Source organism: Ectopseudomonas chengduensis, from assembly GCF_900102635.1.
GTDB classification, from domain to species: Bacteria; Pseudomonadota; Gammaproteobacteria; order Pseudomonadales; family Pseudomonadaceae; genus Aquipseudomonas; species Aquipseudomonas chengduensis.
Window position 1 is genome coordinate 117,200 of record NZ_FMZQ01000004.1, and the last position, 25,239, is coordinate 142,438.

Sequence of the window (25,239 nt, forward strand, 5' to 3'; positions counted from 1 at the left end):
TCTCATCTTTGCCCTGCTGCTGGCCAGCGGGCAGACACTGGCCGAAAGCCAGGTCGACGCAGACGGTTTCACCAACCCGCTGCAGAACCTGCAGTTCAACCCAGGACTGGATCAGCAGGAGTTCGAACGCGCCTCCAGTGACGCCCTGCAGGTCTATGACCCGCTGGAGTCGTGGAACCGCCGCGTCTACCACTTCAACTACCGCTTCGATCAATGGGTATTCCTGCCCGTGGTCGACGGCTATCGCTACGTCACACCGAACCTGGTGCAAACCGGCGTGCACAACTTCTTCAACAACCTCGGCGAGATTCCCACGCTGGCCAACAGCGTGCTGCAGCTCAAGGGCAAGCGGGCGATGAACAGCACCGCGCGGTTGCTGTTCAATACCATCCTCGGTGTCGGCGGTATCTGGGACCCGGCGACGAAGATGGGCCTACCCCGATTGAGCGAAGACTTCGGCCAAACCCTGGGCTACTACGGCGTACCCGCAGGGCCTTACCTGATGCTGCCACTGCTCGGACCATCGAACCTGCGCGACACCGGCGGGCTGGTGGCGGACTACAGCCTGGAGAACGCGGTCAATTACCTCGATGTGGCCGACGCCAGTCGCAGCAATCCCGGCATCACCGCACTGCGCATCGTCGACACCCGCGCCAATACCGGCTTCCGCTATGGCCAACTCAACTCGCCGTTCGAGTACGAGAAGATCCGCTACTTCTACAACGAGTCGCGCAAGCTGAAGATTGCCGACTGAGCCCTCGGCCATGCATCGAATTTATCGATGCATGGCCCGCAAATTTTCCACACAAACATCGATTAAATGCGACTAGCATGGCGTCATTCCTACCTTTCAAGGAGCCGCCATGACCTCGCAACGCCGCGTCATCAGCATCCAGCCTGGCCAACCCGCCTCGGACGGCGCCGGTGTGCGCCTCAACCGCGTGATCGGCGGACCGGGCCTGGAACGCTTCGACCCCTTCCTGATGCTCGACGAGTTTTCCACCGACAACCCCGACGACTACATCGCCGGCTTCCCGCCGCACCCGCATCGTGGTTTCGAAACCATCACCTACATGCTCGAAGGGCGCATGCGCCATGAAGACCATCTGGGCAACGTCGGCCTGCTCGGCAGCGGCGGCGTGCAATGGATGACGGCTGCGCGCGGCATCATCCACAGCGAGATGCCCGAGCAGGAGTCCGGCGCCATGCGCGGCTTCCAACTGTGGCTCAACCTGCCAGCCAAGGACAAGTTGGGTGAAGCGGGCTACCGCGATATTCCAGCCACCGACATCCCGCGCATCAACACGGCGTCCGGCGCCGAGGTGGTGGTGATCGCTGGTGAATTCGATGACGGCGAGATCCGCCAGGCCGGCGCCGTGCAGCGGCCACATACCCAGCCTCAGCTGTTCGACCTGAACCTGCCGGCCGGCAGTCAGGTTTCACCGCGCCTGGCCGATGGTCAGCGGGTCATGCTGTACGTTTACCAAGGCCTGCTCGAGCTGCCCGAGGCCAGTACACAACCGGTCAGCGCCGGGCGTCTGGTGCGGCTATCCGACGAGGGTGAGCTGCACCTGGCCAGCACCCATGGTGCGCGGGTATTGCTGATCGCCGGCACACCACTGAACGAACCCATCGTCCAGTACGGACCGTTCGTGATGAACAGCCGCGAGGAAATCGAGCAGGCCATGCGCGATTTTCGTGATGGTGTGCTGGCCTGACGTGCATCAAGCGGAATGGGCGACCTCGGCCAACCCGAGAAAACGGCAGAGGTCGGCCTTGCGCGTCATCGCATCCTGATAACCCAACTCGATCAGTTCACTGCAGTAGCCGGGCTCGAACAACAGGTAACTGAGCACGCCCGCTCCACCGGCCTTGGTCGCCCCCGGGCCGCGCAGAAACAGGCGCAGCGCCTTGGGCAGCTCACGCTGATGGCGCGCGGCGATCTGATCCAGCGGCTGGCTCGGCGCGATCACCAGCACGTCCACCGGGTTCAAACCCAAGCCACGCGGACGCCGCTCCGGCGGCACCAGTGCGCTCATCTGGTTGAGCCGCTCGAGCAGCTCGATGTCCGTCTCCAGATTGTCGATAAAGGTACTGTTGAGCATATGCCCGCCGATCTGCGCCAGGCTCGGCGGTCGAGTGCTGATCACGCGCGGCAGCTCGGCATTGGGTTCGAGCTGGGCATTGCCGCTGACACCGATCACCAGCACGCGGCTGGCCCCGAGATGCAGTGCCGGGCTGATCGGCGCCGCCTGGCGCACTGCGCCGTCGCCAAAATACTCACGGTTGATCTTCACCGGCGGAAAGATCAGCGGGATCGACGCGCTGGCCAGCAAATGGTCGAGCTGCAGACGCGTCGGTACACCGACGCGACGATGGCGGAACCAGGGATCGATAGTGGCGCGGCCCTGATAGAAGGTCACCGCCTGGCCACTTTCGTAGCCGAAGGCAGTCACTGCTACCGCTCGCAGCTGGCGATGGCGCACGGCCGCAGCGATGCCGGAGAAGTCCAGCTCGCGCTCCAGCAACTCACGCAACGGCGAACTGTCGAGCAAGGCCACAGGAACATCGCGCCCCAGGCCAAGCAGGCTGTGGCCAATGAAGCGCGCCGCCTGACGCAGCACGCCGGGCCAGTCGCTGCGGTACACCATATGGGTATGAAAGCCTTGCCAGACCGAGGTCAGGCGCCGTACGGCTTCGCCGAACTGCAGCGCGCCACAGGCCAGGCCAACGGCATTGATCGCCCCGGCCGAGGTCCCGACTATCACCGGAAAGGGATTGTGCGAGGCGTCCGGCAGTAGATCGGCGATGGCTGCCAACACCCCGACCTGATAGGCCGCCCGCGCCCCGCCACCAGAGAGGATCAGCCCGGTAACGGGCGCATCGGGGCGGGCAATCACGGTCATCGAGCGGTCCTGTTTTTCGTTGCAGTATAGATGCGCTACTTGCGCTTACCGTACAGCTTCGGCTCCCCCTCGGGACGCGTCTTGAAACGCCGATGCGCCCACAGGTACTGCTCCGGGCAGGCACTGACCACCTGTTCGATCCACTGGTTGAGACGCAGGCAATCGGCCTCCTCGCTCTCGCCGGGGAAGCCTTCGAGCGGCGGATGGATCACCAGACGATAACCGCTGCCATCGGCCAGACGCTGCTGGGTAAAAGGCACCACGCGCGCCTTGCCCAGGCGGGCGAACTTGGTGGTGGCGGTAACCGTGGCCGCCTGAATACCGAACAGCGGCACGAAGATGCTCTGCTTGCGGCCGTAATCCTGATCCGGCGCGTACCAGATCGCACGGCCGGCACGCAGCACCTTGAGCATGGCGCGAATGTCCTCGCGCTCGATGGCGCTGGCATCGAGGTTGTGGCGTTCGCGGCCACGACGCTGGATGTAGTCGAACAGCGGGTTGTCGTGCTCGCGGTACATGCCGTCGATGGTGTGCAACTGACCGAGCAGCGCGGCGCCGATCTCCAGGGTGGTGAAGTGCACCGCCATGAGGATCACGCCCTGCCCCTCGGTTTGCGCCTGCTGCAGATGCTCGAGGCCTTCGACATGCGCCAATCGCGCCAGACGCTCCTTGGGCCACCACCAGCTCATGGCCATCTCGAAGAAGGCGATACCGGTGGAGGCGAAATTCTCCTTGAGCAGGCGCTCGCGCTCGGCAGCGCTCTTGTCGGGGAAGCAAAGTTCCAGATTGCGCGCAGCGATCTGCCGGCGCGAGATTGCCGTGCGGTACATCAGCCAGCCCAGTGCCCGCCCCAGTTTCAGCTGCAGGCCATAAGGCAGTTGCACCACCAGCCACAGCAATCCGAAGCCCAGCCACAGCGGCCAGAAGCGCGGATGAAGAAAATAGGCGCGAAAGCGGGGGCGATCCATTAGACGTTTCCGATCACTTACAAAGCCGCGCATTCTAACGCAGTTTTCCCGACCAGCTCGCTGGCATCACTGCCGTCAGAGCAGGTCACGACAGCGAATCGACAGCCAAGCCTTGCCTCTTCCCAGCCTCGCTGACGCGCGCGGCTTGCGGCATGCGGGCTATCTCGTTATAAGTCCGGCATCTTTCGACTCGCCAGAAGGCCCATCGCACCACCATGAGCCAAGCCGACCTCCTCGCCCAAGACCCCGTATTCCAGCTCAAGGGCAGCATGCTCGCCATCACCGTGATGGAACTGGCGCACAACGATCTCGAACGCCTCGACGCGCAACTCACGGAAAAAGTCGCCCAGGCCCCGGCCTTCTTCAGCAACACGCCGCTGGTGCTGGCCCTGGACAAACTGCCGGAAGGCGAAGGTGAACTGGACCTGGCCGAGCTGATGGCCGTCTGCCGCCGCCATGGCCTGCGCACCCTGGCCATCCGCGCCTCGCGGGAAAGCGACGTCGCCGCTGCCGAAGCCATGGATCTGCCGGTACTGCCGCCGTCCGGTGCACGCGAACGCCTCCTCGATCCAGCGCCAAAGAAAATCGAAGAAAAACCGGCCGAACCCGAGCACAAACCCAGTCGCATCATCACCAGCCCGGTGCGCGGCGGCCAGCAGATCTATGCCCAGGGTGGCGATCTGATCGTGCTGGCACCGGTCAGCGCCGGGGCGGAACTTCTCGCCGATGGCAACATCCATGTTTACGCGCCCATGCGTGGCCGCGCCCTGGCGGGCATCAAGGGCAACACCAAGGCACGGATTTTCTGTCAGCAAATGGGCGCCGAAATGTTGTCGATCGCCGGCCATTACAAGGTTGCCGAAGACCTGCGCCGCGACCCGCTGTGGGGCGATGCAGTGCACGTCAGCCTGTCGGGTGACGTGTTGAACATCACCCGCCTTTAACGGATACTGCGGCCACTTTTTACGGACACAAAAAGGGCATCTGGAAGCCTTTAACGGCCTCAGATTCCCGCGTTTTATTCATTTTTTGGGGTGAATCACCTTGGCCAAGATCCTCGTAGTCACTTCCGGCAAAGGTGGCGTCGGTAAAACCACCACCAGCGCTGCCATCGGTACCGGCCTCGCCCTGCGCGGGCACAAGACCGTCATCGTCGACTTCGACGTCGGCCTGCGTAACCTCGACCTGATCATGGGCTGCGAACGCCGCGTGGTGTACGACTTCGTCAACGTCGTCAACGGCGAAGCGACCCTGACCCAGGCCCTGATCAAGGACAAGCGTCTCGAGAACCTCTATGTGCTGGCCGCCAGCCAGACCCGTGACAAGGACGCGCTGACCCAGGAAGGCGTCGAGAAGGTCATCAGCGAGCTGTCGCAGAATTTCGAGTACGTGGTCTGCGACTCGCCAGCCGGCATCGAGAAAGGCGCGCACCTGGCGATGTACTTCGCCGACGAAGCCATTGTCGTGACCAACCCGGAAGTATCCTCGGTACGTGACTCCGACCGCATGCTCGGCCTGTTGGCGAGCAAATCGCGCCGCGCCGAGAAAGGCGAAGAACCGATCAAGGAACACCTGCTGCTCACCCGCTACAACCCCGAGCGCGTCACCAAGGGCGAGATGCTTGGCGTCGAAGACGTCGAGGAAATCCTCGCCATTCGCCTGCTCGGCGTGATCCCCGAATCCCAGGCCGTGCTCAAGGCATCCAACCAGGGTATCCCGGTCATCCTCGATGACCAGAGCGATGCCGGCCAGGCCTACAGCGACGCAGTCGATCGCCTGCTCGGCAAGGACGTGGCGCACCGCTTCCTGGATGTGAAGAAGCAGGGCTTCCTGCAGCGCCTGTTTGGAGGTCGAGAATGAATATTTTTGACTTCTTGCGTTCGCGCAAGAAGGAAACCACCGCATCCATCGCCAAAGAGCGCCTGCAGATCATCGTTGCCCACGAACGTGGTCAGCGCAGCCAGCCGGACTACCTGCCTGCCCTGCAGCAGGAGCTGGTGGAAGTGATCCGCAAGTACGTCAACATCGAATCGGATCAGGTCCAGGTCGCCCTGGAAAACCAGGGCAGTTGCTCGATCCTGGAGTTGAACATTACCCTGCCGGATCGTTAATCGAGACCGGTTGCGTTCACGGCGGCTTCGGCCGCCGTGTTCGTTTGTAGCCATCGATAGCCTGTAGGAGCGAGCTCTGCTCGCGAATATCGGTAACCTGCATTTTTCGCGAGCAGAGCTCGCTCCTACCAGACCGTTGCGAACGCCCCATGCCGCTAAGCCAGATCGAAATTCTCCACCAGGACGCTGCCCTGCTGGTGATCAACAAGCCCACCCTGCTGCTGTCGGTGCCCGGCCGCGCCGATGACAACAAGGATTGCCTGGTCACCCGCCTGCAGGAAAACGGCTACCCGGAAGCGCGCATCGTGCATCGGCTGGACTGGGAAACCTCCGGCATCATCGTCCTCGCTCGCGACGCCGACAGCCACCGCGAGCTGTCCCGGCAGTTCCACGACCGTGAAACCGAGAAGGCCTATACCGCCCTGTGCTGGGGCCAGCCGCAGGCCGACAGCGGCAGCATCGATCTGCCGCTGCGCTACGACCCGCCGACCAAACCACGTCATGTGGTCGATCACGAACTGGGCAAACACGCCCTGACCCACTGGCGCGTCATCGAGCGCTGCGGCGACTGGTGCCGGGTCGAGCTCACGCCCATCACCGGGCGCTCGCACCAGTTGCGCGTGCATATGCTGTCCATCGGCCATCCACTGCTGGGCGACCGCCTCTACGCTCACGAACAGGCCCTGGCCGCCCATGAGCGCCTGTGCCTGCACGCCAGCATGCTCGCCCTCACCCACCCGCAAACCGGTGAGCGCATGCGTTTCGAGTGCCCCGCTCCGTTCTGATCTGTCGCCTGCGCCGAGGGCAGCCCGATGCCTGCCCTCATCCATCTCCCGTTTCGGCACGCTCAGCCACCCGACATGGAAGGTGTGAGCATCGGTAACACTGCCTGCGCGAACCAGAAGAAAGTTGGCTTTACAGACAAGCCAGCGCTGCCAATCCTGCTATCGGGCATGGTCCTGTTGCGACCGCTTTCAGAAAGACGACCGCCCTCTGATTTCCCGGAACAGAGCCCTATGGCGTCGGCTCCGTGAAGTGCCTGACAAGGCGATGCTCAGTGGTTCATCGACATGGACGCAGGCAGTGGCATCGGGATGCTCGAAAACAATAACGAAGAACAGCTCATCCAGTTGCAGCACATTGGCAAGCACTACCGGCTTGCCGACAAAACGCTGCATATCCTCGACGACGTCTGCCTGCGGATCGCCAGCGGGGAGAGCTGCGCCGTCCTCGGCAGCTCCGGTTCGGGCAAGAGCACCCTGCTCAACGTGCTCGGCCTGCTCGACCTGCCCGATACCGGCAACTACCACCTCAATGGTATCGACGTCGCCCAGGCCAGCCCGGACCAGTTGGCCGCCCTGCGTAACCAGCTGATCGGTTTCGTCTTCCAGAGCTTCAACCTGCTTCCCCGCCTCAGCGCACTGGACAACGTCGCCTTGCCCCTGACCTATCGCGGCATCGCGCCCGGCCAGGCGCGCGAACAGGCGCACGCCATGCTCGCCAGGGTCGGCCTGGGCGAACGCAGCGAGCATCGCCCCGCCAGCCTGTCCGGTGGGCAGCGCCAACGCGTCGCCATCGCCCGCGCGCTGGTCGGCAAGCCTGCACTGATTCTCGCCGACGAACCGACCGGCAATCTCGATGCCAGCACAGCCCAGGAGATCATGGCGTTGCTGCTCGAGCTCAACCGCGAGCAAGGCGTGACGCTGATCGTGGTCACCCATGACCCGCTGATCGCCAACCGCCTGGCGCGCCAGGTCGAGGTGCACCAGGGGCTGCTGCGCGAGGCCGGCGCAGCATGAGCCCGGCCATGCCGTTGAGTACCGGGCCGAGCGCCGCACAGATACTGGTCGAGGCGCTGAACAGCCTACGCATGCTCGGTCGGCGCTCCTTGCTGGCCCTGCTGGGCATCGTCATGGGCAGTTGCTCGGTGGTGGCCCTGCTCAACATCGGCGGCAATGCCGCCGCGCAATCGATAGCGATCTTCCGCAACCTGGGCAGCGATACCCTGGTGCTGCAGCTGCCACCACAACCCACCGGGCGCGACGGCCTGCCCCTGCGTCTGAGCGTGGAAGCGCTGGCTCGACAAACCCAGGCCATCGCCAGCCTGTCTCCGGTGATGACCTATGGCGCACCGGCGATCTTCCACGGACGGATCGGCAACGCCAACATCATCGGCGCCGACCCGGCACTGTTCGAGGCCGCGCGTCTGGATATCGCCAGCGGCCGGTCGCTGTCGGGGTTCGACCGCAAGGAAGCCTATGCGGTCATAGGCGCCTCGCTGGCACAGACCCTGAGCCTGCCGGACGATCCGCTGCAACCGGGTGATCAGTTACGCCTGCAGTCCTATCAATTCAGGGTCGTTGGCATTCTCCAGGAAGGTGCCCCCGGCATGCTCCTGCCGTTCAATGCCAACGAAACGCTGTTCATCCCCATGGAGGGCATGACGCGCATCAATCCCGTGCCACAGATCAGCCACGTTGTGGCCCGCGCCAACAGCGCCGAAGAAGTCATCCAGGCCGGCGAGCAATTGCGCCAGGCTCTCACCCAGCGCATCGCTGGGGATGCTCCGGTTACCCTGATCTTCGCGCAGCAGATCCTCGAGGGCATGCAACAGCAGACCCGAACCTTCACCTACCTGCTGGCAGCGCTCGGCGTCGTCTCGCTGATAGGTGGCGGCGTAGGCGTGATGAACGTGATGCTGATGAACGTCAGCGAACGCCGCCGGGAGATCGGCGTGCGCCTGGCCCTGGGCGCACGGCGCAGAGATATCCGCAACCTGTTCCTGGTCGAGGCCGTGGCCTTGACCAGCGTTGGCGCACTGCTGGGCGCCGTTCTCGGCATGCTGGGAGGCTGGGGCTATGCGCAGCTGTCTGGCTGGGCATTTTTTCTGGCCCCCGGCGCGCTGCCCCTGGGCATCGGCAGTACGGTGCTGGTCGGCCTGTTCTTCGGTCTGCATCCGGCCATCGCCGCGTCGCGCCTGCAACCGGTAGAGGCGCTGCGCGATGAATAGGCGACTGGCGCTCGGCGCGTTCCTCATCGTTACCCTCAGCGCACCAGCACAGGCGTGGCGGGAAGAGCCCTTGCGCCCTTCGGCACCCAGCATGCCCGACCCGGCGCCAGCTGAACTGCTCAGTGAACAGATGGCCGACCTGTCGCTGGTCGACGCGGTGTTTCTCGGGCTGCGCAACAACCGCTCGATCAAGAGCGCCTACCTCTGGCGCATCGCCGACAAGTTCGACCTGCGGGTATCGGAGGACGCGTTCAACCCCAAACTGTATCTCTCCAACAGCTACCGAGCCTCGCGGGGGCATGCCGATAGCCAGCGTGCGGGTCAGTTCGGCGCCACAGCGACCTTGCTGGGAGAATACGGCACCGTGGTCAGCCTCGGCTGGAGCAAGTACCACACGCAAGCCAACCAGGCGGGCTGGCGCCGCAACGACGGCGTCGACTTCAGCATCATCCAGCCGCTGCTGCGTGGCGGCGGGCGCGACGTCACCACCGCGCCACTGCGACTCGCGCAACTGACCGAAGAGGCCAACAGGCTCGGCCTCAAGGCCGGCATCTCGCAGACCGTCGCGGCGATCATCTTCGCTTACCGCGAGCTGCTGCGCGCCCAGGAGCAGCTGGACATCGCCAGGGCCGCCCTACAGCGTTCGCAGGAGCTGTTGAGCGTCAACCAGGCGATGATCGAGGCTGGGCGGATGGCGGAGTTCGAGGTGGTGCAGACCGAAGCCAGCCTGGCCAGCCAGGAGCTTGGCGTCGAGGAAGCGGCCAATCTGGTCGACCGCAGCCGCCTGGAGCTGCTGCGCCTGCTCGCGCTGGATCTCTCTTCGCCAGTGCGGGCAACCGATGCCCTGCACGCTGAAGCGATCGAGATCGATCCCGGCCAGGCCATCAGTCTGGCCGAGCGACAGCAACCCGACTTTCTGCGCCAGTTGATCATGCGCCAGCAAGCGGACATCAACCTGCTGGTCGCCAAGAACCAGAGCCTCTGGGATCTGTCGCTCGAAGTCGGCGCCAATCAGGCCAGAGATCGCTACGGCTCGACCTATGGCAATGGCGCAGATCGCAGCTGGGACAGCTATGCCGGCATACGGCTCGACATCCCCATCGGCGATCTGAGCAGACGCCAGGGGGAAGTACATGCCCGGATCAACGTCGAAGATCAGCAACTGCAGTTGGCCGATGCCCGGCAGGCACTGATCCGCAACGTCAAGGATGTCATACGGGATGTAAGCACCCGCTGGCGCCAGTACGAAATCGCCCAGCGTGGTGTGGAACTGTCCAAGCGCAAGCTGGCGATCGAACGGGACAAGCTGGCCGCCGGGCGCTCCAGCAACTTTCAGGTGCTGAGCTTCGAGAGCGACCTGCAGAACGCCGAGAACGCTCGTCTCAACACCGTGATCGCCTACCTCAACGCGCAGACGCAGCTGGACCTGACCCTGGGCATGACGCTGGAAAGCTGGGACATCATCCTCAATGACCACTAAGCGCAAACACTGGCGCCTACCGCGCCTGATGATCACCGGACTCGCACTGCTGGCGGGCATCGCAGCGCTGTCGTTCCAGATCCAGCCACGCGCCACTGCCGAACCGCCATCCGGGCAGTGGCTGGCCGTGCAGCCGAGCAACCTGGAGCATCGCATCGGCCTGGTCGGCCGCATCGAACCAGCGCGCACCATCAGCATCAGCGCTCCGTTTGGCGGCAACATCGCCAACAACTTCGTCGAACCCGGGCAACGGGTCATCAAGGGCGAGCGTTTGCTCAGCATGGATGCCAGCGAGCTGGAGGTGCAGGTACGTGATGCCCTCTCCACGCTGCTCAAGGCCCGTCGTACGGTGCGCGAACTTCAGGACTGGGAGGCGGGACAGGAGGTAAGCCGGGCACGGCGCGCCTTGCGCAGCGTGCAGATGGGCCTGGACGGCAACGAACAGAAACTCAAGGACACACGCTCCCTGCATGAGCGAGGCATCGTTGCCCGCAACGAACTGGAAGAGCTGGAACGACAGACGCAGCTGCAGCGCCTCGACCTGCAGGCCGCGGAGGCGGAGCTGCAAGCCGTGCTCGAACGCGGCCGCGGCGAGTACCGGCAGATCGCCGAGATGGAGCTGGCCAATGCCGAGGTCAAGCACGCGGCGCTGAGCCGACAGTTGGCCTCAGGAGATATCCTCGCGCCGTTCTCCGGCATCGTCGTGCAGGCCCCCGGCATAAGCGCCGAAGAGGCAGCCAAAGGCCCAGTGCAGACAGGCAGCCGGGTCAGCCAGGGCCAGCCCCTGTTCGGCCTCGCCAGTATCGAGGGGCTGCGCGTCATTGCCCGAGTCGCCGAACTGGACGTCAACCAGTTGAAAGAAGGCCAGCCGGTCGACGTTACCGGCGACGGTTTCGATGGCCAGCACCTGCAAGGCAAGGTCATGGTGGTGGGCGGCCAGGCCCTCGGCGGTAGCGTGCCCGGCGGCAGCTCTCAGTTCGAAGTCGTGGTGAGCATCCCGGAACTGGATGAAGCGCAGATGCGCCAGGTCAGGCTGGGCATGAGCGCCAAGCTGAGCATCCTCACCTATCACAATCCCGACGCGCTCGTGGTGCCCAGCGCCGCAATGCGTCGAGCCGGAGACAAGTGGCTGCTCGACTACCGCAGCGCCCCCGAGCATCCCGTCAGCGTGGTCGAAGTCGAGGCCGGACGCTCGATGCCTGATGGGCTGGAAGTCTTCGGGCTCGAGCCCGGTTACGTACGAGTCGCAAACTGAGCACACCGCCCCCATCCATTGGTATGGATCGGCGACAGGCGGTGTGTAGCTTCTTCCCGGTTACTCACAGCTGATCGATCGGTCAGCAGTCCTACCCATCCTTGGCTGGGGTTTTCTTTCGCCACAGAAGATTACCTTAGAGGCAGACAACGAGCCCGCCGATTGCACCGCCCGGTCTGCATATCGCTCAACTCGAATGGTCCTGCCAACACATAACGGGGAGCTTGAACCAGATGGAACTGCTCGCTAGGCAACTCTTCATCCGCTCCTGCTTTCTGTCTGGGCGCAATCACATCACGCCTCGGCATGTTGTGGCCTCCCACTCTATTTCTTCAGCCATTACACCCGGCAAGAAATAAGGACGTTTCACCGCGATTCGGCGAACTTTTGCTTCGCCTGCAAAACAGTCAACTGCATGCATATGACGACACTTGCATGAAGTTAGCTGTATCCCGAGCGCCTGCCTGAAAAAACACTCGGGACTGTTCGGGAAGTTCGGGCTGGAAGAGATAGGTCTGTGTTTTGTTGTGCATCTCGTAACAGCCATACATACAACAACAATCTGTTAGTGAGGAAACAATGAAAAACAACAAACTGGTTAGTGTCATCGGTGCCCTGGCAATCGGCCTGGGTATTTCCGGTATGGCCTCGGCGGCCACCATCACGGGTAGCTCTCCGTTCACCGCAACTGGCACCATCGGCGTTTCGGGGCCCTCGTCCTTTGGCGCAACGGTGAACTGCAGCGTCGTCTTCAACGGCACCATCAACGCCGGCGGGGCTAGCGCCAACATCAACACCGTGACCGTCAGTGGTAGCGGCCTGTGTGCGCTGCCGACCATCACCGGCCTGCCATGGACACTGACTCCAAGCACCACCACCGACAGTGGCGAAACCTGGCTCGGTACCGTATCCGGCGTCGGCTTCACCATCGCCGGTGCCCCGCCCCTGATCCCGGCCTCCAACTGCGCAGGCCCGACCACCATCAACGTGCAATGGACCAACTCCAATAGCACCCTGCGCGTTACCTCCGCACAGGCACTGGCAGGCAACTGCAACATTCGTTCTCTGAACGTTCAGGCGCCGGCCATTTCGGTCAACTGAATAGTTGCACGTAGTAATAACCCGCGTCCGCATTGAATCGTTCAATAACGACGCGGGTTATTGGAAGTAATGAAGTTCTCAGACAAAAGAGATCAGCCATGCGCAATAAAAATAATATTCTCTCTGCCAAAACACACCGAACTATCTGGATTGCCGCCATGGCAGGTTCCATGTTGGCCGCTTCTCAGGTTCAGGCGGGCGCATTCGGTGTTCCGACCTACGGCACACCAGGCTGGGGCCGTGCATTTGCTGGCGGTTCTATGTGGAAGAACGATCCCAGCGCTGCGTTCAACAACCCTGCCGCCATGGCATTCATCGACCATAACGTCGCTCAGGTGTCCGTGCACCATGCACGGGTCAGCCTGAAGTACAAAGGCAACGTCTACGACCATCAGGGCGACCCGCGCTCGGATCGCGACCTGGAATTTGACCCGGCCGGTAACCCGACCGGCAACATCATCGATAACGGTCCCATCACCAACGATGGCGGTCAGGGTGGTTTCGGCAAGGCACTGCCCACCAGCTTTCTGGTCATGCCGATCAACGACCGATTGAGCTTCGGCCTGAGCCAGGTGGTGCCCATGGGTGCGCAAACCACCTGGGATGGTGACTGGAAAGGTCAGGACTTCGCGGTGGATACCAAGATCGAGACCGTCGGCCTCACCGGCTCCCTGTCCTTCAAGGTCAACGATGCCTTTGCCGTCGGCGGTGGCGTCATCGTCCAGCACACCAAGGGCTTCATCAGCCAGAACCTCGATCTGCTGGCTGCTGCCGGCACGCCATCGTCCCAGCTACCGCTGGGCCTGCCACCAGGTATCAGCGATGCGCTGATCCGGGTGAAGGTGGACAACACCTCCTTCGGCTGGTTTGCCGGTGTCGCATGGAAACCTACCGAGCGCGACACGCTGGGCCTCAACTATCACGCCCGCATTCGCAACAAGCTCAAAGGGGACTACAACATCCATGCGGATCAATATTCCTATGATCTGATGACCAACCCGCTGTTTCCTCCGGTCTTCGGCGATGCGACCGCCATCGAACTGGCCTTCCCCGGCCTGAACCTGAACCCGGACGGCGCCGATGCCAAGTCCCGTCTGGATGTACCTGCCAGCGCCACGCTGGACTGGGTCCATGAGTTCAACGACCGCTTCTCGTTGGGTGCCAGCGTTACTTGGACGCAATGGTCATCGTTCAAGGAACTCAAGCTCGAATCCAACGGCAACACCCTGGTAGTCATTCCCTACGACTACAAGGACACCTGGATGTACTCGATCGGCGGCGATTATCGCGTCACCGAGCAGCTCACCTTGCGTGCCGGCGTGGCCTTGGATCAGACGCCAACCCGCAACTCCACCCGTGACGCGCGGATTCCCGATGGCGATCGCACCTTTGTCTCTTTCGGTGGCAGCTACCGCTTCGCCACCGAGCCGAACCTGAGCATCGACGCGGCCTACTCCCACCAGTTCGTCGACAAGGCGCGGCTGCGCACCGTCAACCAGGATCGCCTGGGCGGCGCCAGCATGGATGGTGAAGTGAAAGCCAAGGGTGACGTGTTCAGCCTCTCGGCCACCTACAAATTCTGATTTGCAGCGTACGGATACCGGCAGATCGGGGCTCTGTCGGTATCCGTTTTTTTGTTCCGGGCACTCGTCATCTGATACTGCCGTCCCTCACGCAATATTGCCGTTCTCTATCCGGGCCATGCATGCGCCGCTCTGCCAAGAACAGGCAAAACGGTTACACTGCGCCATCGCTGTCCGGAGTGATACATGCGCGAAGAACTGATTCAAGGCCTGCTCGATTTTCTCAACGCCTCGCCGACCCCTTTCCATGCCACCACCAGCCTGGCCATGCGCCTGGAAGCCGCCGGTTATCGTCACCTGGACGAGCGCGCGACCTGGCACACCGAAGCTGGCGGCCGCTATTACGTGACCCGCAACGACTCCTCGATCATCGCCTTCAAGCTGGGTAAGCGTCCGGCCGTAGATGGCGGCATTCGCCTGGTAGGCGCGCATACCGACAGCCCATGCCTGCGCGTCAAGCCAAACCCGGAGCTGCAGCGCCAGGGCTTCTTCCAGCTCGGCGTGGAAGTCTACGGCGGCGCCCTGCTCGCCCCCTGGTTCGACCGCGACCTGTCGCTGGCCGGCCGCGTGACCTACCGCCGCGACGGCAAGGTCGAGAGCCAGTTGATCGATTTCTACCAGCCCATCGCCGTGATCCCAAGCCTGGCCATTCACCTCAACCGTGAGGCCAACCAGGGCTGGGCGATCAACCCGCAGAACGAGCTGCCGCCGATCCTGGCCCAGCTCGCCAGCAGCGAAACCGCCGATTTCCGCGCCCTGCTCGCCGAGCAACTGGCCATGGAGCACGACTTCAACCCGGACGCGGTGCTGGATTACGAGCTGAGCTTCTATGATACCCAGAGCGCTGCCATCGTCGGCCTCAACCAGGACTTCATCGCCAGCGCCCGCCTGGACAATCTGCTGTCCTGCTACGCCGGCCTGCAGGCGCTGATCGACGCGGACGACGAGGAAACCTGTGTGCTGGTCTGCACCGACCATGAAGAAGTCGGCTCCTGCTCGGCCTGCGGCGCCGACGGTCCCTTCCTCGAGCAGGTGCTGCGCCGCGTGCTGCCAGACGGCGACGCCTTCGTCCGCACCATCCAGCGCTCGCTGCTGGTGTCGGCCGACAATGCCCACGGCGTACACCCGAACTATGCCGACAAGCACGATGGCAACCACGGCCCCAAGCTCAACGCCGGCCCGGTGATCAAGATCAACAGCAACCAGCGCTACGCCACCAACAGCGAGACCGCCGGTTTCTTCCGCCACCTGTGCCTGGAAAACGAAGTACCGGTGCAAAGCTTCGTGGTGCGCAGCGACATGGCCTGCGGCTCCACCATCGGCCCGATCACCGCCAGCCAGCTGGGCGTGCGCACGGTCGACATCGGCCTGCCCACCTTCGCCATGCATTCGATTCGCGAACTGGCCGGCAGCCACGACCTGGAGCACTTGGTGAAAGTGCTGACAGCCTTCTATTCCAGCCCTGAACTCCCTTGAGGTTCTGAGACGCGATGATCGAACATATCCGCAACAGCCTGCAGGAAGCCCAGCGCGCGCTGGAGGCCTTCCTCGCCAACGAACAGACCCTGAGCAATATCCAGAAGGCCGCCGAGTTGCTGGTCGAGAGCTTCGAGAACAAGGGCAAGGCCTTTTCCTGCGGCAATGGCGGCTCGATGTGCGACGCCATGCACTTTGCCGAGGAGCTGACCGGGCGCTACCGCAAGAACCGTCCCGGCATCGCCGCCGTGTCGATCAGCGACCCAAGCCACATCAGCTGTGTGGCCAACGACTTCGGCTACGACTTCATCTTCTCGCGCTACATCGAGTCGCATGGTCGCGAAGGTGACGTGCTGATCGCCATCAGCACCAGCGGCAAGAGCCCCAACGTGGTCAAGGCCGCCGAAGCCGCCAAGACGCTGGGTGTGAAGGTGATCGCCCTGACCGGCAAACCCGGCTCGCTGCTGGAAAGCCTGGCCGACGTCTGCATCTGCGCCCCGGGCGGCGACTTCGCAGACCGCGTGCAGGAACTGCACATCAAGACCCTGCACATCCTCATCGAGCTGATCGAGCGCAAGCTGAGCCCGCAGAATTACACCTGAGCCCAGGCACTAGCGGTCGATCACCTGCCCGCGCATCGGCGCCAGGCGCGCCAGCAGGCGGTTCTGCGCCGGCGTCGGCACGCCCTCGGCCTCCATCGCGTCCTGCAGGTGCTCGACCAGGGCGTTGAAATCGCTGGGGGTCAGGCGCAGGCCCTTGTGACTCTCCTCCATGCTGTCGCCGGTGTAGACGCAGGGGCCGCCGCTCTCGAAGCACAGCTGTTCGATCAGCTTCTCACGCAGGCGCTCGATATCGATGTCGAGAAAGTGCCGGGCGATGCGCGGATCGCGCGCGCTGCCCAGCAGCATGCCTTCGACGATCCGCACGATACCGGGCTCCTCGCCCAGGGCGCGGTACAGGCCGTCGTCGCGCGGCGCCTGCTGGGCGCAGGCTGCCAGCAGCAGCGGCAGGCAGAGCATGGCCAGGCGCACGTTCAGAAACTCCCCTGCACGGACAGGTAGACACCGTCCTGGTTATCCAGCGTGGCGATCTCGCCGAGTCGCGCGTAGGCCAGCACCAGGGCCAGGTTCTTGTTCGGGAAGTAGCCGACGAACAGATCGGCCCAGTCGCTCTCGCCGGCAAAGCTCAGGTTGTCGGGTTTTTCCCGGTACTCGATGCCCACCGCCCAGTGCCGATCCAGCAACACCGCAACCGAGCCTTCCTTGAGCCAGGAATGGCGGTCGCGGCGGTCGCCGCCGAAGCCCAGCAGGCCCAGTTCGTTGGCCCGGCTGTAGCGCAGGTTGGCGTTGAGCAGCAGGTTGTAGCCGAAGGCACCGCCGAGAATCAGCCGGCTGGCCGCCAGGTAGCCTTCGCTGTCCTCGCGGCGCTGCGCGCCGACCAGGCTGGGCACGAGGAAGTCGCGCTGGCGCTTGTGCTGCAGGCCGAGGGCAATCTGCGGCAGGCGGTCATAGATCAGATCGCCGGCCAGGCGCAGCTTGAGGCCGAGCACGTCCTGGCTGAGGCTGTTGTCCGGCAGGCGCAGGTCACGGGCCAGGGTGCCGAGGTCGAAGCGCTGACGTGCGTAGGACAGCTCGATGCGGTTGCCGTAGGCCGCCGCCACGCCGGCCACGTCGAGGCGGTAGTCGCCGGTCTCGACGCGGGTGGCGAACACGTCTGCGCCCCACTCGCCGCGCTCGCCGTAACCGGCCAGCACCGCCCAGGGCGTGATCCCGCCGCCGGCGGCGCCTTCCAGGCTGGTGGCGCCGCCGGTGGCCAGCAGGCGGCCTTCGCCGGCAGCAGCCAGCTCGGCGCACAGGCACAGGCCCAACAGATAAGCGAGTCGCATGCTTCAGTGCACCTTGGCCAGGGGGGAATGATAGGGTTGCGCCAGCCAGGCCTCGAAGGCCGCGGCGGCCAGCGGCCGGCTGATCAGGTAGCCCTGCGCGGTGTCGCAGTGCCAGCGCTGCAACAGGCTCAGGCTGGGCGCCAGTTCGACGCCCTCGGCCACCACCTTGAGGCCCAGGCTGTGGCTCATTTCGATGGTCGAGCGGACGATCACCGAGTCCTCGCTGTGGTCGTCCAGCTCGCGCACGAAACTCTGGTCGATCTTCAGCTCCTGCACCGGCATGCGCTTGAGCTGCGCCAGCGAGGAGTAGCCGGTGCCGAAATCGTCCACCGACAGGCCGATGCCGCAGCCGCGCAGGCCGTGCAGCACCTGCAGCGCGCGCTCGGGGTCGAGCATCACGCCGCTCTCGGTGATCTCGAAGATCAGTTGCTCCGGCGCCACCCGGTACTGCGCCAGCAGCGCGCCGACCCGTGCCGGCAGACCGACGTCGAGCAGGTCCTCGGTGGATATGTTCAGCGACAGCTGCACCCAGACGCCGCGCCCGTCCCATTCCTGCAGCTGGCGCAGGGCCTCCTCGATGACCCAGGCGGTGAGCAGCTGGATGCTGCCGGTGCGCTCGGCCAGCGGGATGAATTCGCCGGGCGAGACCATGCCCAGCTGCGGGTGCTGCCAGCGCAGCAGGGCCTCGGCCTGGCGCACGCGACCCTCGCGGATGTCCAGCTTGGGCTGGTAGTGCAGCAGCAGTTGGCCCTGCGCGGCGGCGTGGCGCAGGTCGCGGATCAGGCGGATCTGCCGCTGCTGGGCGGCGTCGCGGCCCTGCTGGTAGAGCTGCAGGCGACCAGGTTGCTGGGCAGCGTCCTGCATGGCGATGCGCGCACGGCGCAGCAGGTCGTCCGGCGTGTCGCCGTCGGCCGGGTAGGCGGCGATGCCGATGCGGCAGTCCAGGGCGACGTCCTGCGTGCCGATGCGCAGCGGCTTGAGCAGCAGTTGATGCAGACGGTCGGCGCTGGCCACTGCGCTGTCGCCGTCGCACTGCTCCAGCAGCAGAAGGAACTCGTCGCCCAGCAGGCGTGCCAGACTGTCGCCGGGGCGCAGGGTCGCTTGCAGGCGCCGGGCCAGCTGCTGCAGGGCCAGGTCGCCGCCGCCCTGGCCGCAGCTCTCGTTGATCGCGGCGAAGTTGCCCACGCCCAGGTACAGCAGCGCGGTGGGCCGCCCGGCGGTGATCGCGCTGCCCAGCCGCTCCAGCGCCAGGGTGCGATTGGGCAGACCGGTCAGCACGTCGTGCAGGGCGTTGTGCGCCAGTTGCCGCTCGCGCTCGGCGATGCCGCGCTGCATGTCGTTGACCGCCAGCGCCAGCAGGCCCAGCTCGTCGCTGCGAGCCAGGGCTACCGGCTGCTGGTAGTCGCCGCGGCCGATGCGCTGGGCAGTAGCGGCCAGTTCGCGCACCGGCCGCGACACGCTGCGTGCCAGCAACAGCGCGCCGACCAGCGAGGCGAGCATGGCCCCCAGGCTGATCAGCAGGATGCGCCGATCCAGCGGTGCGAACGCCGCCTCGGCCTCGCCGAGGGATTTGTGCAGCAGCGCCTCGACCCGGTAACCGGGGCCGCTGGCCAGCTGCAGGTGCTGGCCGAAGTAGTGCTCGACGCCGTCGTCGAGGCGCTGCGGCATCGCGCCGGCCACCTCCATCTGCGCCTCCAACAGGGCCTGGGCGCTGCCCGGCAAGGTGCTGATCCAGGTCGGCGCCGCGCCGTCGCGACTGGCCACCAGGCTCAGTTCCAGGTGGGTCAGCTCGCGCAGTTGCAGGGCGAATTCGTGGTCCACGGCAAAGCCCATCAGCACCCGGGCGATCGGCAGCGGCGCGCTCACCGTGGCATCTACCAGCAGGTAGATCTGCCTGCCGATGGGCAGCAGGAACAGCCGCGGGCCGTCGCGCCGCGGCAACTGCAGCTGGCCGTCGAGACGGGCCAGCGCCTTGGCATCGATGCCCGGGTCGGTACTCACCTGCAGGCTGCCGTCCAGCCCCAGCAGGAACACCGCGTCGGCGTTGATGCGCGCGCCCTGGTTGGCCAGTGCCGAGCGGATGGTCGGCGCATCGCCGCTGGCCACCGCGTCCTTGAAGCCGAAATCGGCCGCCAGTACCTGGGCGGCCTGCTGCAGCTGGTCACTGCGCAGCGCCAGCAGTTGCTCGAAAACGAGGCTGCCGACGTTCAACTGCTCCTGCGCCTGGGCGCGCACTGCGGCATCGGTGGCGGCCTTCACCGCGACATAGAGAGCGCCGATCACCACCAGCAAAAGCAGGATGAGGACGCCGGCGATACGCGCCTGGAAGCTACTGCGCAGCATCTTCGGCGGCTTTCCTGAAGGCCTCGCCGAACGCGCTCGGCGCCGGCGGCGCGGGTGACTCGGCAGGACCGCTGCTGGCCAGGACGAAACGCTGGCGCGGCGCCTGGGCGTCGAACTGCAGCTCGCCGGCGGCCTGCGGCAGCAGCTGCGGGTTGCCCGGGTGCCACAGGGTCACGGCGTAGCGCCCGGCCGGCAACTCGGCGATGGCCGCACGGCCGTGCTCGTCGCTGACGGCGAACCAGGGGTCGTCGGTGACGTAGATATAGCCGAGCATCCAGTCGTGGATATTGCAGCCGAGCACCACCAGCCCGGGCTTGTCGAACAGCACCGGTTCGCTCGGCGTGCCCTGGTACAGGCGCAGCTCGAAACGCTTGGCCGGCGAGAAGGAATAGACCTGGTGGCGGATGTCGTCGCTGTTGGGGAAGGACACCGAGGTGCCGGTGCGCACCGCCAGCACATGGGGCTGGAACTGCTTGTTGCGCTGATCCATGCGCGCCGGCGGCGATGCCTGTGGCGCGTGCAGCGGGCCGCGCAGGCTGATCACCGCATCGGCCAGCGGCTGGCCGGCGGCATCCACCAGCTCGGCCTGCAGCGCCGCGGCATGCGCCAGGCAGGGCAGGACCACGGCGGCGAACAGAACGAGGGGGAGCAGGCGGGAATTGCAACCAGTCATGCGCGTACCTTGGCCCGAGCCGAAGGCCGGACGTTCATAGGATTACATGCCGTCCTGGCAACCGAGTTTGGCGTACTGAGGTGATAGCCTAGCTGGCCGGCGGCAAACCGGCCAGCGGCAATTGGCCAGCAGCGGCGCTATTCTCGGCGCAGACGTTTCGGGGTCAGGCCCATATAGCGGCGCATGGCTGTGGTCAGCGCACTCTGGCTGGAGAAACCGCATTCCTCGGCGATACGCACCAGCGGCAGATTGCTCTCGCGCAGCATGCGCGCGGCGCGGTCGAGGCGAGTCTGAAGCAGGTACTGGTGTGGCGTGAGTCCAACGCTGTCCTTGAACTGGGCATGGAAGTGGCTGGGGCTCAGGCACATTTCGTGCGCCAGCTCGGCGACGCTGATACGCCGCGCCAGGTGCTCACCGATGTAATCGTCCAGGCGCTGCAGATCCAGCGCCCCTTGCGGCTGCCGGCGCTGTTCGCCAAACAGGCGCAGATGCAGGGCTCGGAGCAATACGCCGCCAAGAGAGCGTGCCAGAATCGAGTCGCTGCCGTAGCGCTCCAGCTCTGCGCCGGCATAGCTCAGCAGGTGCTGGAAATCGACATCGAGGGCGGGATAACGCGGTGTTTCGAACAGACGGTGGAGCAGCTCCAGGTCTTCGCTGGGGGTATCCTGTTCGTCCAGGTCGAGAATCAGCATGCGGTTGTCGCCCATGCCGGCGAACTGGTGGGCGGCATCGCCCGGCACCAGGCAGGCGCGCATACGGCAGACTTCCCCACCGCGGCCGCCGACTTCGAATTCGGCGCGGCCGACCAGGGACATCACCAATTGGTGATGATCATGGGCATGTTCATGGGCCTGTTCATCCAGGCGGATCACACGGGCTTGCAGCATCGCAAAAGACTGGCGGCACGAAACAAGGGTTGCACTTTACTCCTTTCCCAGGGAAAACGCCGCAACCACCCATCAGCGAAATGGTTGCACCTATAGCAACCAGCGCACCAAATCACAGCTCCGGACAGCCTCAGGCCCTATTACCGTGCACCCGATCAATCCCGCTGAACCGCATTACACAGCCTCCGGCAAATGGCAGGAGAGTTGCTTCGCTCCTTTCGACCGTCCCTGACAAGCGAACCCCGATGAGCGATGCCGCCCTCATTTTTCTGACCCTGCTGGTCGTGCTGCTCACACTGAGCTACTGGCTCACCCACCGCGCGGAAAATCGCCAGTTGAAAGCCAGCAAGCGGGCGGACACCGAGATCGTGCAGCGCTGCCTCGACCTGCTTCAGGCCCTGCAGAAACATCGTGGGCTGGGCGCGCAGCAGGATGCCGCGAGCGTCACGCAGCGCAATGCGCAGGCGCAGCAGCTGGATCAGCTCTGGCTGAACTGGCCCGGCGCCAGCATGCAACTACCTCCCCTGCAGCAACACTGGCCGCAGTTGCGCCGCAAACCCGCTGACTTCGATGCCCACTGCCGACTGATCGAAACACTGCTGACGGTGATCGAACAACTCGAAGATCGCCTCTACCGTCAACATCACCCCAGAATTCGCGGGCTCGGCGAGGCCTGCCGCTCGCTCGAAGACCTTGCCAGGCTGCGCGGCCTGGCGGTACGCGCGGCCAATTACGAGCGCTGCCCGCCTGGGCTACAGATGCAACTGCGCTTTCTCTGCAACCGCATGCTCGATCAGGAACAGGACTCGCATCTGCTCGCGCTGATCGAGCGCCTGCAGAGTGACCTGATCGAGTCGGCACAGATTCGCCTGGCGCCCGGTGAGTGCTTCGCCCTGCTCACCCCACTGATTGAGCAGCGCCTGCAAGGCATTCGCCTGAGCCTCGACTGAAACGTTGAAAAAATCCTGCACTCGCCCCATGTAGCAACCAACGTACACGCAAAGGTGCTCCATGAACGATCAGGACAACACCCCCGAAGCTGTCGAAGTTCACGTCAAGGCCGATAGCACCGGCCTGGTACTGCCCGCACAGCAGTTGCCGGACAAGCTCTACATCATCCCCATCCACAACCGCCCGTTCTTTCCGGCGCAGGTGCTGCCGGTCATGGTCAACCAGCAGCCCTGGGGCCGCACGCTGACGCGCGTCGGCAATACCGAGCATAAATGCCTGGCGGTATTCTTCGTCGACACCCCGCCGGACGAACATGGCGAGTTCGACCTCGATACCCTGCCAGAGCACGGCACACTGGTGCGTGTACATCACGTCAGCGAGGAAGGCGGCAAACTGCAGTTCGTCGCCCAGGGACTGACCCGCGTGCGTATTCGCGGCTGGCTCAGCCGCCGCGGTCCGTACCTGGCCGAAGTGGAATATCCACAGCCACCGAACGATCCGCGTGACGAGGTCAAGGCCTACGGCATGGCGCTGATCAATGCGATCAAGGAGCTGCTGCCGCTCAACCCGCTATACAGCGAGGAGCTGAAGAATTACCTCAATCGCTTCAGCCCCAACGACCCGTCGCCACTCACCGATTTCGCCGCCGCTCTGACCACCGCCTCCGGCCAGGAGCTGCAGGAAGTGCTGGATACCGTGCCCATGCTCAAGCGCATGGAAAAGGTGCTGCCGCTGCTGCGCAAGGAAGTGGAGGTCGGCCGCCTGCAGAAAGAGCTGTCGGCTGAGGTCAACAAGCAGATCGGCGAACGCCAGCGCGAATTCTTCCTCAAGGAGCAGCTCAAGCTGATCCAGCAGGAACTGGGCATCAGCAAGGATGACAAGAGTGCCGACCGTGAGGAATTTCTCGCCCGCCTCGAAGGCAAGACCCTGCCCGCACCGGCGCAGAAGCGCATCGACGAGGAGCTGAACAAGCTGTCGATCCTGGAAACCGGCTCGCCAGAATACGCCGTCACGCGCAATTACCTGGACTGGGCCACCGCCCTGCCCTGGGGCATTCACGGCGAGGACAAGCTCGACCTGGGCCGCGCGCGCAAGGTGCTGGACAAGCACCACGCCGGCATGGACGACATCAAGCAGCGCATCACCGAGTTCTTGGCCGTCGGCGCCTTCAAGGGTGAGATCGCCGGCTCCATCGTGCTGCTGGTCGGCCCGCCCGGCGTGGGCAAGACCAGCATCGGCAAGTCCATCGCCGAATCCCTCGGCCGGCCGTTCTATCGCTTCTCGGTAGGCGGCATGCGTGACGAAGCGGAGATCAAGGGCCATCGCCGCACCTACATCGGCGCCATGCCCGGCAAGCTGGTGCAGGCGCTGAAGGAAGCCGAGGTGATGAACCCGGTGATCATGCTCGACGAGATCGACAAGATGGGCACCAGCTACCAGGGCGACCCCGCCTCGGCGCTGCTGGAAACGCTGGACCCGGAGCAGAACGTCGAATTCCTCGACCACTACCTGGACCTGCGCCTGGACCTGTCCAAGGTGCTGTTCGTCTGCACCGCCAATACCCTCGATTCCATCCCCGGGCCGCTGCTCGACCGCATGGAGGTGATCCGCCTGTCCGGCTACATCACCGAGGAAAAACTGGCCATCGCCAAGCGCCACCTGTGGCCCAAGCAGTTGGAGAAAGCTGGCGTGCCGAAAGCGCGCCTGTCCATCAGCGATGCGGCGCTGCGCACGGTGATCGAGGGCTATGCCCGCGAGGCCGGCGTACGCCAGTTGGAGAAACAGCTGGGCAAGCTGGTGCGCAAGTCGGTGGTGAAACTGCTGGACGATCCCGAGACGAAGATCCGCATCGGCGCCAAGGATCTCGAGGAAGCCCTGGGCATGCCGGTGTTCCGCAACGAGCGGGTGCTGGCCGGCACCGGGGTCATCACCGGTCTGGCCTGGACCAGCATGGGCGGCGCTACCCTGCCGATCGAGGCGACGCGCATCCATACGCTCAATCGCGGCTTCAAGCTTACCGGCCAGCTCGGTGACGTCATGAAGGAGTCGGCGGAGATCGCCTACAGCTACGTCAGCTCGCATCTGAAACAGTTCGGTGGTGACCCGACCTTCTTCGACCAGGCCTTCGTCCACCTGCACGTACCGGAAGGCGCCACGCCCAAGGACGGCCCCAGCGCCGGCATCACCATGGCCAGCGCCCTGCTCTCCCTGGCGCGCAACCAGGCGCCGAAGAAGGGCGTGGCCATGACCGGCGAGCTGACCCTGACCGGCCAGGTGCTGCCCATCGGCGGCGTACGCGAGAAGGTGATCGCGGCGCGGCGGCAGAAGATCTTCGAACTGATCCTGCCGGAGGCCAACCGCGGCAGTTACGAGGAGTTGCCGGACTACCTCAAGGAAGGCCTGACCGTGCACTTCGCCAAGCGCTACGGCGATGTGGCGAAAGTGCTGTTCGACTAAAGAGGCGTATGTAGGAGCAAGCTCTGCTGGCGAAGCTTTTCAGGCCCGCCGACATTCGCGAGCAGAGCTCGCTCCTACAGCAAACCGCGCACCTCTACGGTCGCCACCGACAGGTCTATGCCGCTATGCTGGGCCAGGTTTCGTCGACTGGAG

Annotated in this window: 23 protein-coding genes; 16 read left to right on the forward strand and 7 right to left on the reverse strand. The window is 64.4% G+C overall.

Annotation, left to right across the window (positions count from 1 at the left end):
* The first annotated feature begins 4 nt into the window (after window positions 1-4).
* A complete protein-coding gene (locus BLS08_RS08860) occupies window positions 5-754 on the forward strand; it encodes an MlaA family lipoprotein (RefSeq protein ID WP_231976629.1) in 750 nt (249 codons plus the stop codon).
* Between the two features lie 109 nt (window positions 755-863).
* Complete coding sequence (locus BLS08_RS08865; RefSeq protein WP_017677990.1) at window positions 864-1,718, forward strand: pirin family protein; 855 nt, start codon at window positions 864-866, stop codon at window positions 1,716-1,718.
* A gap of 6 nt (window positions 1,719-1,724) precedes the next feature.
* Here the strand turns inward: BLS08_RS08865 and BLS08_RS08870 are convergent, their stop codons facing one another.
* Together BLS08_RS08870 and BLS08_RS08875 are read right to left on the reverse strand one after the other, a co-directional pair.
* Window positions 1,725-2,906, reverse strand: a complete 1,182-nt coding sequence (locus BLS08_RS08870; protein WP_017677991.1) for a patatin-like phospholipase family protein — start codon at window positions 2,904-2,906, stop codon at window positions 1,725-1,727.
* Window positions 2,907-2,941: 35 nt separating this feature from the next.
* Window positions 2,942-3,874, reverse strand: coding sequence for a lipid A biosynthesis lauroyl acyltransferase (locus BLS08_RS08875; protein ID WP_017677992.1), 933 nt, complete (start codon window positions 3,872-3,874; stop codon window positions 2,942-2,944).
* A gap of 215 nt (window positions 3,875-4,089) precedes the next feature.
* On the opposite strand from BLS08_RS08875, the gene minC reads away from it, so the two are divergent.
* From minC to lpcA, 12 genes are all read left to right on the forward strand, one after another.
* Window positions 4,090-4,818, forward strand: coding sequence for a septum site-determining protein MinC (minC, locus tag BLS08_RS08880; RefSeq protein ID WP_017677993.1), 729 nt, complete (start codon window positions 4,090-4,092; stop codon window positions 4,816-4,818).
* A 100-nt stretch (window positions 4,819-4,918) separates the two neighbouring features.
* Window positions 4,919-5,734, forward strand: coding sequence for a septum site-determining protein MinD (gene minD, locus BLS08_RS08885; RefSeq protein WP_017677994.1), 816 nt, complete (start codon window positions 4,919-4,921; stop codon window positions 5,732-5,734).
* On the forward strand, window positions 5,731-5,985 hold the full coding sequence (gene minE / locus BLS08_RS08890; protein ID WP_003241592.1) for a cell division topological specificity factor MinE: 255 nt from the start codon (window positions 5,731-5,733) through the stop codon (window positions 5,983-5,985). Before minD ends, minE begins: the two co-directional genes overlap by 4 nt.
* A gap of 149 nt (window positions 5,986-6,134) precedes the next feature.
* Window positions 6,135-6,770, forward strand: a complete 636-nt coding sequence (locus BLS08_RS08895) for an RluA family pseudouridine synthase (RefSeq protein WP_017677995.1) — start codon at window positions 6,135-6,137, stop codon at window positions 6,768-6,770.
* 309 nt (window positions 6,771-7,079) lie between these two features.
* Window positions 7,080-7,784, forward strand: coding sequence for an ABC transporter ATP-binding protein (locus BLS08_RS08900; protein ID WP_026088671.1), 705 nt, complete (start codon window positions 7,080-7,082; stop codon window positions 7,782-7,784).
* 8 nt (window positions 7,785-7,792) lie between these two features.
* On the forward strand, window positions 7,793-8,995 hold the full coding sequence (locus BLS08_RS08905; protein WP_017677997.1) for an ABC transporter permease: 1,203 nt from the start codon (window positions 7,793-7,795) through the stop codon (window positions 8,993-8,995).
* Entirely contained in the window at window positions 8,988-10,475 is a 1,488-nt protein-coding gene (locus BLS08_RS08910) for a TolC family protein (RefSeq protein WP_026088673.1), read from the forward strand. Before BLS08_RS08905 ends, BLS08_RS08910 begins: the two co-directional genes overlap by 8 nt.
* On the forward strand, window positions 10,465-11,730 hold the full coding sequence (locus BLS08_RS08915) for an efflux RND transporter periplasmic adaptor subunit (RefSeq protein ID WP_017677999.1): 1,266 nt from the start codon (window positions 10,465-10,467) through the stop codon (window positions 11,728-11,730). The genes BLS08_RS08910 and BLS08_RS08915 overlap by 11 nt, the downstream gene beginning before the upstream one ends.
* Before the next feature lie 579 nt (window positions 11,731-12,309).
* The gene (gene praB, locus BLS08_RS08920; RefSeq protein WP_017678000.1) at window positions 12,310-12,831 is read left to right on the forward strand and encodes an alkane oxidation protein activator PraB; all 522 of its coding nucleotides are present in this window, start codon (window positions 12,310-12,312) and stop codon (window positions 12,829-12,831) included.
* A 158-nt stretch (window positions 12,832-12,989) separates the two neighbouring features.
* A complete protein-coding gene (locus BLS08_RS08925) occupies window positions 12,990-14,414 on the forward strand; it encodes an outer membrane protein transport protein (protein ID WP_236699033.1) in 1,425 nt (474 codons plus the stop codon).
* A gap of 186 nt (window positions 14,415-14,600) precedes the next feature.
* The gene (locus tag BLS08_RS08930) at window positions 14,601-15,890 is read left to right on the forward strand and encodes a M18 family aminopeptidase (protein ID WP_017678002.1); all 1,290 of its coding nucleotides are present in this window, start codon (window positions 14,601-14,603) and stop codon (window positions 15,888-15,890) included.
* A gap of 14 nt (window positions 15,891-15,904) precedes the next feature.
* Complete coding sequence (lpcA, locus tag BLS08_RS08935; protein ID WP_017678003.1) at window positions 15,905-16,492, forward strand: D-sedoheptulose 7-phosphate isomerase; 588 nt, start codon at window positions 15,905-15,907, stop codon at window positions 16,490-16,492.
* Between the two features lie 9 nt (window positions 16,493-16,501).
* Here the strand turns inward: lpcA and BLS08_RS08940 are convergent, their stop codons facing one another.
* The 5 genes from BLS08_RS08940 to BLS08_RS08960 form a co-directional block, all read right to left on the reverse strand.
* A complete protein-coding gene (locus BLS08_RS08940; protein WP_186351437.1) occupies window positions 16,502-16,909 on the reverse strand; it encodes a group I truncated hemoglobin in 408 nt (135 codons plus the stop codon).
* Window positions 16,910-16,923: 14 nt separating this feature from the next.
* Window positions 16,924-17,775 (reverse strand): DUF3034 family protein, encoded by an 852-nt coding sequence (locus tag BLS08_RS08945; protein WP_017678005.1) that lies wholly within the window; start codon window positions 17,773-17,775, stop codon window positions 16,924-16,926.
* 3 nt (window positions 17,776-17,778) lie between these two features.
* Complete coding sequence (locus BLS08_RS08950; RefSeq protein ID WP_017678006.1) at window positions 17,779-20,118, reverse strand: putative bifunctional diguanylate cyclase/phosphodiesterase; 2,340 nt, start codon at window positions 20,116-20,118, stop codon at window positions 17,779-17,781.
* Window positions 20,105-20,791, reverse strand: coding sequence for a methylamine utilization protein (locus BLS08_RS08955; RefSeq protein WP_017678007.1), 687 nt, complete (start codon window positions 20,789-20,791; stop codon window positions 20,105-20,107). The genes BLS08_RS08950 and BLS08_RS08955 overlap by 14 nt, the downstream gene beginning before the upstream one ends.
* Before the next feature lie 137 nt (window positions 20,792-20,928).
* On the reverse strand, window positions 20,929-21,678 hold the full coding sequence (locus tag BLS08_RS08960; RefSeq protein ID WP_017678008.1) for a helix-turn-helix domain-containing protein: 750 nt from the start codon (window positions 21,676-21,678) through the stop codon (window positions 20,929-20,931).
* A gap of 245 nt (window positions 21,679-21,923) precedes the next feature.
* On the opposite strand from BLS08_RS08960, the gene BLS08_RS08965 reads away from it, so the two are divergent.
* On the forward strand, window positions 21,924-22,628 hold the full coding sequence (locus tag BLS08_RS08965) for a hypothetical protein (protein WP_017678009.1): 705 nt from the start codon (window positions 21,924-21,926) through the stop codon (window positions 22,626-22,628).
* A gap of 61 nt (window positions 22,629-22,689) precedes the next feature.
* The gene (lon, locus tag BLS08_RS08970) at window positions 22,690-25,086 is read left to right on the forward strand and encodes an endopeptidase La (protein WP_017678010.1); all 2,397 of its coding nucleotides are present in this window, start codon (window positions 22,690-22,692) and stop codon (window positions 25,084-25,086) included.
* Window positions 25,087-25,239: the final 153 nt, after the last annotated feature.

Coding starts and splice junctions, on each gene's coding strand:
- BLS08_RS08865 (WP_017677990.1), top strand. CDS start 864: ATGACCTCGCAACGCCGCGTCATCAGCATCCAGCCTGGCCAACCCGCC.
- BLS08_RS08870 (WP_017677991.1), bottom strand. CDS start 2,906: ATGACCGTGATTGCCCGCCCCGATGCGCCCGTTACCGGGCTGATCCTC.
- BLS08_RS08875 (WP_017677992.1), bottom strand. CDS start 3,874: ATGGATCGCCCCCGCTTTCGCGCCTATTTTCTTCATCCGCGCTTCTGG.
- minC (WP_017677993.1), top strand. CDS start 4,090: ATGAGCCAAGCCGACCTCCTCGCCCAAGACCCCGTATTCCAGCTCAAG.
- minE (WP_003241592.1), top strand. CDS start 5,731: ATGAATATTTTTGACTTCTTGCGTTCGCGCAAGAAGGAAACCACCGCA.
- BLS08_RS08895 (WP_017677995.1), top strand. CDS start 6,135: ATGCCGCTAAGCCAGATCGAAATTCTCCACCAGGACGCTGCCCTGCTG.
- BLS08_RS08900 (WP_026088671.1), top strand. CDS start 7,080: ATGCTCGAAAACAATAACGAAGAACAGCTCATCCAGTTGCAGCACATT.
- BLS08_RS08905 (WP_017677997.1), top strand. CDS start 7,793: ATGCCGTTGAGTACCGGGCCGAGCGCCGCACAGATACTGGTCGAGGCG.
- BLS08_RS08910 (WP_026088673.1), top strand. CDS start 8,988: ATGAATAGGCGACTGGCGCTCGGCGCGTTCCTCATCGTTACCCTCAGC.
- BLS08_RS08915 (WP_017677999.1), top strand. CDS start 10,465: ATGACCACTAAGCGCAAACACTGGCGCCTACCGCGCCTGATGATCACC.
- praB (WP_017678000.1), top strand. CDS start 12,310: ATGAAAAACAACAAACTGGTTAGTGTCATCGGTGCCCTGGCAATCGGC.
- BLS08_RS08925 (WP_236699033.1), top strand. CDS start 12,990: ATGGCAGGTTCCATGTTGGCCGCTTCTCAGGTTCAGGCGGGCGCATTC.
- BLS08_RS08930 (WP_017678002.1), top strand. CDS start 14,601: ATGCGCGAAGAACTGATTCAAGGCCTGCTCGATTTTCTCAACGCCTCG.
- lpcA (WP_017678003.1), top strand. CDS start 15,905: ATGATCGAACATATCCGCAACAGCCTGCAGGAAGCCCAGCGCGCGCTG.
- BLS08_RS08940 (WP_186351437.1), bottom strand. CDS start 16,909: ATGCTCTGCCTGCCGCTGCTGCTGGCAGCCTGCGCCCAGCAGGCGCCG.
- BLS08_RS08945 (WP_017678005.1), bottom strand. CDS start 17,775: ATGCGACTCGCTTATCTGTTGGGCCTGTGCCTGTGCGCCGAGCTGGCT.
- BLS08_RS08950 (WP_017678006.1), bottom strand. CDS start 20,118: ATGCTGCGCAGTAGCTTCCAGGCGCGTATCGCCGGCGTCCTCATCCTG.
- BLS08_RS08955 (WP_017678007.1), bottom strand. CDS start 20,791: ATGACTGGTTGCAATTCCCGCCTGCTCCCCCTCGTTCTGTTCGCCGCC.
- BLS08_RS08960 (WP_017678008.1), bottom strand. CDS start 21,678: ATGCTGCAAGCCCGTGTGATCCGCCTGGATGAACAGGCCCATGAACAT.
- BLS08_RS08965 (WP_017678009.1), top strand. CDS start 21,924: ATGAGCGATGCCGCCCTCATTTTTCTGACCCTGCTGGTCGTGCTGCTC.
- lon (WP_017678010.1), top strand. CDS start 22,690: ATGAACGATCAGGACAACACCCCCGAAGCTGTCGAAGTTCACGTCAAG.